We start from the raw sequence: 8166 nt of genomic DNA, 5'->3' as shown, positions 1-8166 counted from the left end.
GTACTTGAGCTACGCCGCAATGACAAAAACATCCGAAGCCCGCGCATCTTTGCGACGCCATCAAGCCTTGCCCCGGTCCCTCCCGGGAGGCTACCATGCCGGCATGGACGACGACCTGCTGCTCCGGGCCCTCTTCCCGCCCTCGGCCCTCCCCGAGACGCCCGAGGATGCCGCCGCCCCCGGGGAACGCCGGGTGTGGCGGGTGGCGGAACTCCACCACGCCGTCCAGGGGGCCCTGGACGCCGCCTTCCCCCCCGTCTGGGTGGAAGGTGAGGTCTCCAACCTCCGGGCCCCGGCCTCCGGGCACCTCTACTTCACCCTGAAGGACGAGGCGGCCAGTCTCCGGTGCGTGCTCTTCCGGGCCCAGGGGGCGCGCCTCGCCTTCCGCCCGGAGGACGGCCGCCATATCCTCTGCCTCGGCCGCCTCAACGTCTACCCGGCCCGGGGGGATCTCCAGTTGGTGGTGGAATACGCGGAACCCGCCGGCGAGGGGGCACTCCGGCTGGCCTTCGAGCAGCTCAAGCGCCGCCTCGCCGCCGAGGGGCTCTTCGACGAAGCCCGAAAACGCCCCCTGCCCGCCTTCCCCGACCGGGTCTTCCTGGTGACCTCGCCCACCGGGGCGGCCTTCCACGACTTCGTCCGGACCGCCAGGGCGAGGTTCCGCCCGGCCCGCATCGTCCTCGTCCCGTCGCGGGTCCAGGGAGCCGAGGCCCCGGGGGACCTCCGCCGGGCCCTGGAACTGGCCGGCGAGGCGGCCCGGCCCGGCGACGTGGTGGTGCTCGCCCGCGGGGGCGGATCCATCGAGGACCTTTGGGCCTTCAACAGCGAGGAGGTGGCCCGGGCCGTGGCCGCCTGCCCCGTGCCGGTGGTCTCGGCCGTGGGGCACGAGATCGACTTCACCATCGCCGACTTCGCCGCGGACCGGCGGGCCGCCACCCCCACCGCCGCCGCCGAGGCGGTCTTCCCGGAGGCCGCCCAGTGGCGGCGGCGCTTGACCGACCTGCAGAAACACCTGGCCGGGGCCGCGGCCCGGCGCCTGGCGGCCGCCGGCCGGGGCCTCGACGCCCTCAAGGGCCGGCTCCGGGATCCCCGCCGCCGGCTCCTCGAGCATCGCCTGGCCCTGGACCGGGCCCGGGCCCGGCTCCGGGAAGCCGCCCGGGTCCGGCTCTCGGCGGCCTCGGACCGGCTCGCCCGGGCCCGCCGCCGGCTCGAAGCGACCGACCCCTCCGGCCGGGTGCGCGAGGCTCGGGTGGCGCTGCGCGGCCTCGCCCTCCGGCTCCCCCGCGCCCTCGCCGTGGCCCTGGCGGCCCGCCGCCGCCGGCTCGAGGATCTCGCAGCCCACCTCGAGGCCGTCAGCCCCCTGGCCGTCCTCGGCCGGGGCTACAGCCTGGTGGTCCGCCTGCCGGAGGAGACCCTGGTGCGGGACGCGGCCGGGGTGGCCCCGGGTGACAGGCTCCGCATCCGGCCGCAACGGGGGCAAATCCTGGCGAAGGTCCTCGAGACGTCCGATAAGGATCCAGGAGAGACCCCGTGAAGGACGACGGCATGGCCCCCATCGCCGACCGGCGGACCGCCGGCGCCCCCCCGCCCGCGCGGCGCCCCGCCCCTCCCCTGAAGGCGATCCCGTTCAGGGCATGGCGGCCGGCGCTCGCCGCCCTCGCCGTCCTTGCCTGGCTCGCCCCGGCGTGGGGGGCGCCGGCGGCCCTGGACGTCACCCCGGCGGAGATCCCCCCGGGGGGCATCGCCCTGGTCCGGATCCATCCCCCGCCGGGGGCCGCGGTCCGCGGGCTGCACTTCCGGGGACGGGCGGTCCCCGTCCACCCGGCCGCCGACGGCGGGTACGTGGCCCTCGTGGGGGCGGGGCTCCGGACGCCCCCCGGCCGCTACGACCTGGTGCTCCGGCTCGAGGGCCGGCCGGGCCGGCGCACCCTGAAGCGGCGCCTCCGGGTCCGCCCCAAGAGCTTCCCGGCCGAGCGCCTGAAGCTGCCGGAGAAGATGGTGGAATTCCCCCCCAAGGTCCTGCGCCGGGTCCGGCGCGACCAGGAAGCGGTCCGCCGGGCCTGCGGAGGGCTTTCCCCGGAGATCCACTGGGAGCCGCCCTTTCTCCGCCCCGTGGACGGCCCGGTCCTGAGCCCCTTCGGCCTCCGGCGGATCCTGAACGGCCAGCCCCGGAGCCCCCACTCCGGGGTGGACCTGCGCGCCGCGGCGGGGACGCCCGTCCGCGCCGCCAACGCCGGCCGGGTGGTGCTGGCCCGCGACTGTTACCTGAGCGGCAAGACCCTGGTCCTGGACCACGGGGGCGGCCTCTTCTCCATCTACGCCCACCTGGCGGAGTTCGCGGTCACGGCGGGGCAGCAGGTCCGGCGCGGCCAGGTCGTCGGCCGCTCCGGCGCCTCGGGCCGGGCCACGGGCCCCCACCTCCACTGGGGCGTGAGCCTCCTCGGCGAGCGCCTCGACCCCGAGGCCCTGATCGCCCTCCTCGGCAGCCCCCGTTGACCCCGGCGGGGGCGACCTCCCGTTTTCAACCCCTCCCCGCGGCCACTCGATAAGTAGAGTAGGACGGCGACAGGCCGCGGGAGGACCTGCATGGACAGCAAGGGCATCCAGATCCCGGGGACCGCGCTCCCGCCGGTGGCCCGGTTCCAACCCGAGGCGCGGGACGCCCCGGCCATCCGCCCGGTGGACAAGGCGGAGCGGAACGGCTTCCAGCGCATCGGCCCCGAAAACCGGAAGCCGCCCTCCAGCGACCGCACCGGCCGGGACCGGGGGGCCTCCCTCCGGCCCGGGGCCACGGCCGAAGAGGCCGACCTCGTCGACCGCCTGGCGCGCCAGCTCGAGAACGTGCCCAACCTCGAGGTGAGGTGGACCGTTCTCGAGGAGACCGGGACCCTGGTGGTCCAGATCGTGGACAAGGAGACCGGGGAGGTGGTCCGCCAGATCCCGCCCGAGGAGCTCATCCGCACCGGCCAGAAGGACGACCTCGACCCCGGCGGCCTCCTGGTGGACAAGCGGGCCTAGGGCGGCGCGGGGCCGCCGCCGCACCCGGAGGCCCGGGAATGGCAGCCGGCGCAGAGGGAGAGGTCGACGTGATCCAGCGGGAAGGTGAGGCAGTCGTGGCAGGCGAAGCAGTTGCCGGCGCCGCAATGGCCCTCGGTGCCGCACCCGTTTGCGTGGCACCCCCCGCACGAGGCGATATCGGGGTGGTCCTCCGGCAAGTGCCCCGGGTGGCAGGCGAAACACCCCTCGCCCCCGGGGGCCGGCGCGGCGGGGACCGCGGCGAAAGTTGACGGTGGAACCGAGGCTACTTGCCAAAAAAGAAAAAGGAGTGCTATAATTTTTGACAGAGATCTCATGGTGGTGGTCTGCGGCATGAGCGGCCGCCTGGCCGAATCATAGCCGATCCGGCCGAGAACACAACGTTGCAAGGAGGGCGCCATGTCACTCGTGGGTTCGCACAAGGCTTCCCCGAAGCCGCCGATTTGCGATGTGACCCGGGACCGCAGGATCCGTCTCAACGCCCGGAAGGAATACTACGAAAACAAGATCCGCACCCTCATGGATCTCAGCCTCCCCACCAAGCTGGTCTGCCTGGCCTGCTGGGACGCGCCGGTGGAGCGGGAAGACCTCACCACCGAGCGGGGCAAGCGGCGCTTCATCAAGAAGTGCCTGAAATTCTACCAGAAAAAACTAAAGGAGATGGAACGCGAGGCCCGGCGGCTCTGAACCCCACCGGGGTCTTGCGCTCTGCGCCCGTTTGGGCTAAATACTGCCCTACTCCAGGGCGGTTAACTCAGCGGTTAGAGTGCCATCCTCACACGGTGGAAGTCGCTGGTTCGAATCCAGCACCGCCCACCAGGTCCTACTTCAACGGGTCAAAAGCCCTTGAACGACCTCAGGCCCCTCCACAAGAGGGGCCTTTTTTTTCGTCCCGGCGGCCCGGCCGGGCCCGCCGCCCCGGCGCCGGGCCGAATCTCCTCGATAATACGAAACTTTTTCTGCCTTCCCGGTTGACATGCCCGCCCCCCGTCCTTAGCTTCGCTGTGACGGCGGCGGCACCCGGTGCCCCGCCCCATCACCGAAAGACGGACGGAGAACCATCCAATGGCCATGCGATTCGACAAGTTCACCATGAAATCCCAGGAGGCCCTCCAGGAGGCCCAGCAGCTCGCGGAGAGCCGCGGGCACCAGCAGATCGAGCCGGAGCACCTGCTCAAGGTCCTGCTCGACCACCCGGAGGGCATCGTCGCCTCCATCCTGAAGAAGCTCGGGGCCGACATCCCCGGGATCCAGGCGGAGCTCGAGGAGGCCCTGAAGAAGCTGCCCCAGGTCAGCGGGGCCGCCCAGGTCTACATCTCGCCGAACCTCAAGCAGGTCCTCGACCGGGCCTTCGCCGTGGCCGACGAGATGAAGGACGAGTACGTCAGCCAGGAACACCTCGTCCTGGCCATGCTGGAGGCCGGCCATACCCGGGCCGCCCAGGCGCTTTCGGGCCGCGGCGTCGACCGGGACGCCTTCATGAAGGCCATGGCCGCCATCCGCGGCTCCCAGCGCATCACCGACCCCAACCCCGAGGACAAGTACCAGGCCCTCGAGAAGTACGCCCGGGACCTGACGGCGCTGGCCCGCCAGGGCAAGCTCGACCCGGTCATCGGGCGCGACGAGGAGATCCGCCGGGTGATCCAGGTCCTCTCCCGGCGGACCAAGAACAACCCGGTCCTCATCGGCGAGCCAGGCGTGGGCAAGACCGCCATCGTGGAGGGACTCGCCCAGCGCATCGTGGCCGGCGACATCCCCGAGACGTTGCGCGACCGGCGCATCGTGGCCCTGGACATGGGGGCCCTCATCGCCGGCGCCAAGTACCGGGGCGAATTCGAGGAACGGCTCAAGGCCGTCCTCAAGGAGGTGGCGGAGCGCCAGGGGGAGGTCATCCTCTTCATCGACGAGATCCACACCCTGGTGGGCGCGGGGGCCAGCGAGGGGGCCATGGACGCCTCCAACATGCTCAAGCCCGCCCTCGCCCGGGGCGAGCTCCACTGCATCGGCGCCACCACCATCGACGAGTACCGGAAGTACATCGAGAAGGACGCCGCCCTGGAGCGCCGCTTCCAGCCGGTCCTGGTGGAGGAGCCCTCCGTGGAGGACACCATCGCCATCCTCCGGGGGCTCAAGGAGAAGTACGAGGTGCACCACGGCACCCGGATCAAGGACTCCGCCATCGTGGCGGCGGCCACCCTCTCCCACCGCTACATCACGGACCGGTTCCTCCCGGACAAGGCCATCGACCTCATCGACGAGGCGGCGGCCAAGCTCCGCATCGAGATTGACAGCCTCCCGGCGGAGATCGACGAGATCGAGCGCCGCATCATGCAGCTCGAGATCGAGCGCGAGGCCCTCAAGAAGGAGAGCGACCCCGCTTCCAGGGACCGGCTCGGCAAGATCGACAAGGAGGTGGCCGACCTCCGGGAGCAGAGCGACGCCCTCAAGGCCCGGTGGCAGCAGGAGAAGGGCACCATCCAGAAGATCCGCGACCTCAAGGAGCGGATCGACCAGCTCCGGGGCGAGGCCGAGCGCTACCAGCGCCAGGGCGACCTCAACAAGGTGGCCGAGATCCTCTACGGCAAGATCCCCGACCTAGAGAAGGAGGTCGAGGCCGAGCAGCGACGCCTCGAGGAACTCCAGCGCGACGGCACCCGGATGCTCAAGGAAGAGGTGGACGCCCAGGACATCGCGGCCATCATCTCCAAGTGGACCAACATCCCCGTGGCCAAGCTCCTCGAGGGCGAGCGGGAGAAACTGGTCCACATGGAGGAACTCCTCCGGCGCCGGGTCATCGGGCAGGAGAAGGCCGTGGAGGCCGTCTCCAACGCCGTCCGCCGCGCCCGCGCCGGCCTCCAGGACCCCAACCGCCCCATCGGCTCCTTCATCTTCATGGGCCCCACGGGGGTCGGAAAGACGGAGCTCGCCCGGGCCCTGGCCGAGTTCATGTTCGACACCGAGCAGGCCATGGTCCGCCTCGACATGAGCGAGTTCATGGAGAAGCACGCCGTGGCGCGGCTCATCGGCGCGCCGCCGGGCTACGTGGGCTACGAGGAAGGCGGCTACCTCACCGAGGCCATCCGCCGCCGGCCCTACTCGGTGATCCTCTTCGACGAGATCGAGAAGGCCCATCCCGACGTCTTCAACATCCTGCTCCAGATCCTGGACGACGGGCGCCTCACCGACGGCAAGGGCCGGACGGTGGACTTCAAGAACACCATCATCATCATGACCTCCAACATCGGGAGCCAGTTCATCCAGGAGATCCAGGATCCCGAGGAGATGGAACGCCGGGTGACGGAGGCGCTCCGAGCCCACTTCCGGCCCGAGTTCCTGAACCGGGTGGACGAGGTCATCATCTTCCACGCCCTCACCCGGGAGCACCTGACCCGGATCGTGGACATCCAGCTCGGCTACCTGCGCAACCGCCTGGCAGAACACGGCTTCGCGCTCGAGGTCACCGACCGGGCCAAGGCCTGGATCGCCGAGGTGGGCTACGACCCGAACTTCGGCGCCCGGCCCTTGAAGCGCGCCATCCAGCGCCACCTGGAGGACCCCCTGGCCCTCAAGGTGCTCGAGGGCGCCTTCAAGGAAGGCGACACCATCGTGGCCGACGTGGACGAGAACGGCCGGGTGCAGTTCTCCCGGAAGTAGGGCGCGCGGCGCCGGCGTCCCTGTTGACGGCGGCCGGGGCAACAGGTTTAATCGCCCCGGTCGCCGTCCGCCTGCACCCGACCGACACCCCGCCATGGACGCCACATCCCGCCTCCCCACCGTCTCCCTCGTCGGACGCCCCAACGTCGGCAAATCCACCCTCTTCAACCGGCTGACCCGGTCCCGCCGGGCCCTGGTGGACGCCACGCCGGGGGTGACCCGAGACACCCGGGCCGCCGCCGTGGCCTGCGGCGGCGTCACCGTCCGCCTGCTGGACACGGGCGGGCTCACGGCCGGTGGCGACGGCGGCGACGTCATCACCCGGCGCACCCACGAGCAGACCCTCGCGGCGGTGGAGGCCTCCGACCTCGCCGTTCTGGTCCTGGACGGGAGCCGGGGGCTCTCCGCCGCCGACCGCGAGCTGGTGGATCTCCTCCGCCGGCGGGGCCGGCCGCTGCTCCTCGTGGTCAACAAGGTGGACGGCCCCCGGCAGGAGGCCTTCCTCCCCGAGTTCTACGAGCTGGGCGCGGAGGTGCTCCCCGTCTCCGCGGCGCACCGCCGGGGGATCGGCCGCCTGCGGGACCGCATCGCCAAGGCCCTCGGGCCGCCCCCCGAAGGCGAAGACGCCCCGGCATCCGGGGAGCCGGCCCCGGCGGAGGCCACCGAACCCGTCCGGGTCGCCCTCCTGGGCCGGCCGAACGCCGGGAAGTCCTCCCTGGTCAACCGGCTCGTGGGGGCCCCCCGGATGATCGTGACGGACGTCCCCGGCACCACCCGCGACGCCGTGGACACCCTCCTGACCCGGCCGGGGGCCCGCGACATCCTCCTGGTGGACACCGCCGGGATCCGGCGCCGCGCGCGGATCCGGGACCGGGTGGAGAAGTTCAGCGTGGTGAAGGCGCTGGAGGCCCTCGAGGACGCGGACGTGGCCGTGGTGGTCCTCGACGCCCGCGAGGGGATATCGGAGCAGGACCAGCGGATCCTCGGCTACGTGGCCGAGGCGGGGAAGGGCTGCGTGGTGGCGTGCAACAAGTGGGACCTCGTGCAGGGCGACCCGGACCTCTCCCGCCGCCGGCGGACGGAGCTCGAAAGGGCCGCCCGGTTCGTCCCCTACGCCCCGCGCCTCTTCCTCTCGGCCCGCACCGGCCGGCGGGTGGACCGGCTGCTGGCCGCCGTGGACGAGGTGGCGGCCCAGTACGAGGCCGAGATCCCCACCGGGCGCCTCAACCAGGCCCTCCAGCGGGCACTCGCGGCCCGCCAGCCCCCCATGTCCCGCGGCCGCCACGTCCGCCTCTACTACACCACCCAGGTGGCCGCGCGTCCGCCCACCTTCCTGGTCTTCGCCAACTACCCCGAGGCCATCCCCACCTCGTACCGGCGCTTTCTCGCCAACCGGTTCCGGGCGGAGCTCGGCCTCGAACACACCCCGGTCCGCCTCCGCTTCCGCGAGCGGGAACGCCGCGCCTGACCGGCGCC

At 72.0% G+C, this 8166-nt stretch carries 7 protein-coding genes and 1 tRNA gene; 7 read left to right on the top strand and 1 reads right to left on the bottom strand.

Annotation, left to right across the window (positions count from 1 at the left end):
* Positions 1 to 103: 103 nt before the first annotated feature.
* The 3 genes from xseA to HCU62_RS11270 all read left to right on the top strand — a co-directional run bounded on the left by xseA (position 104) and on the right by HCU62_RS11270 (position 3018).
* Positions 104 to 1534: an exodeoxyribonuclease VII large subunit gene (xseA, locus tag HCU62_RS11280; protein ID WP_163298216.1), complete on the top strand. Its 1431-nt coding sequence runs from the start codon at positions 104 to 106 to the stop codon at positions 1532 to 1534.
* Positions 1531 to 2496 (top strand): peptidoglycan DD-metalloendopeptidase family protein, encoded by a 966-nt coding sequence (locus HCU62_RS12895; protein ID WP_169755649.1) that lies wholly within the window; start codon positions 1531 to 1533, stop codon positions 2494 to 2496. Before xseA ends, HCU62_RS12895 begins: the two co-directional genes overlap by 4 nt.
* Positions 2497 to 2586: 90 nt before the next feature.
* A complete protein-coding gene (locus HCU62_RS11270; protein ID WP_163299306.1) occupies positions 2587 to 3018 on the top strand; it encodes a flagellar protein FlaG in 432 nt (143 codons plus the stop codon).
* On the opposite strand, the gene HCU62_RS11265 is transcribed toward HCU62_RS11270, so the two are convergent.
* Positions 3015 to 3215, bottom strand: a complete 201-nt coding sequence (locus HCU62_RS11265) for a hypothetical protein (RefSeq protein WP_163299305.1) — start codon at positions 3213 to 3215, stop codon at positions 3015 to 3017. The two genes, HCU62_RS11270 and HCU62_RS11265, sit on opposite strands and share 4 nt — an antisense overlap.
* A 271-nt stretch (positions 3216 to 3486) precedes the next feature.
* On the opposite strand from HCU62_RS11265, the gene HCU62_RS11260 reads away from it, so the two are divergent.
* From HCU62_RS11260 to der, 4 genes are all read left to right on the top strand, one after another.
* A complete protein-coding gene (locus tag HCU62_RS11260; protein WP_169755647.1) occupies positions 3487 to 3723 on the top strand; it encodes a hypothetical protein in 237 nt (78 codons plus the stop codon).
* A gap of 56 nt (positions 3724 to 3779) precedes the next feature.
* Positions 3780 to 3855, top strand: a tRNA-Val gene (locus HCU62_RS11255).
* 252 nt (positions 3856 to 4107) lie between these two features.
* Positions 4108 to 6690, top strand: coding sequence for an ATP-dependent chaperone ClpB (clpB, locus tag HCU62_RS11250; RefSeq protein WP_163299303.1), 2583 nt, complete (start codon positions 4108 to 4110; stop codon positions 6688 to 6690).
* A 94-nt stretch (positions 6691 to 6784) separates the two neighbouring features.
* Positions 6785 to 8158, top strand: a complete 1374-nt coding sequence (gene der, locus HCU62_RS11245; protein WP_163299302.1) for a ribosome biogenesis GTPase Der — start codon at positions 6785 to 6787, stop codon at positions 8156 to 8158.
* Positions 8159 to 8166: the final 8 nt, after the last annotated feature.

This window comes from Dissulfurirhabdus thermomarina (genome assembly GCF_012979235.1).
GTDB classification, from domain to species: Bacteria; Desulfobacterota; Dissulfuribacteria; order Dissulfuribacterales; family Dissulfurirhabdaceae; genus Dissulfurirhabdus; species Dissulfurirhabdus thermomarina.
Note: the sequence above shows the minus strand (reverse complement) of the source record. Positions and strands in the feature narration are given on the sequence as shown.

Coding starts and splice junctions, on each gene's coding strand:
- HCU62_RS11270 (WP_163299306.1), top strand. CDS start 2,587: ATGGACAGCAAGGGCATCCAGATCCCGGGGACCGCGCTCCCGCCGGTG.
- xseA (WP_163298216.1), top strand. CDS start 104: ATGGACGACGACCTGCTGCTCCGGGCCCTCTTCCCGCCCTCGGCCCTC.
- der (WP_163299302.1), top strand. CDS start 6,785: ATGGACGCCACATCCCGCCTCCCCACCGTCTCCCTCGTCGGACGCCCC.
- clpB (WP_163299303.1), top strand. CDS start 4,108: ATGCGATTCGACAAGTTCACCATGAAATCCCAGGAGGCCCTCCAGGAG.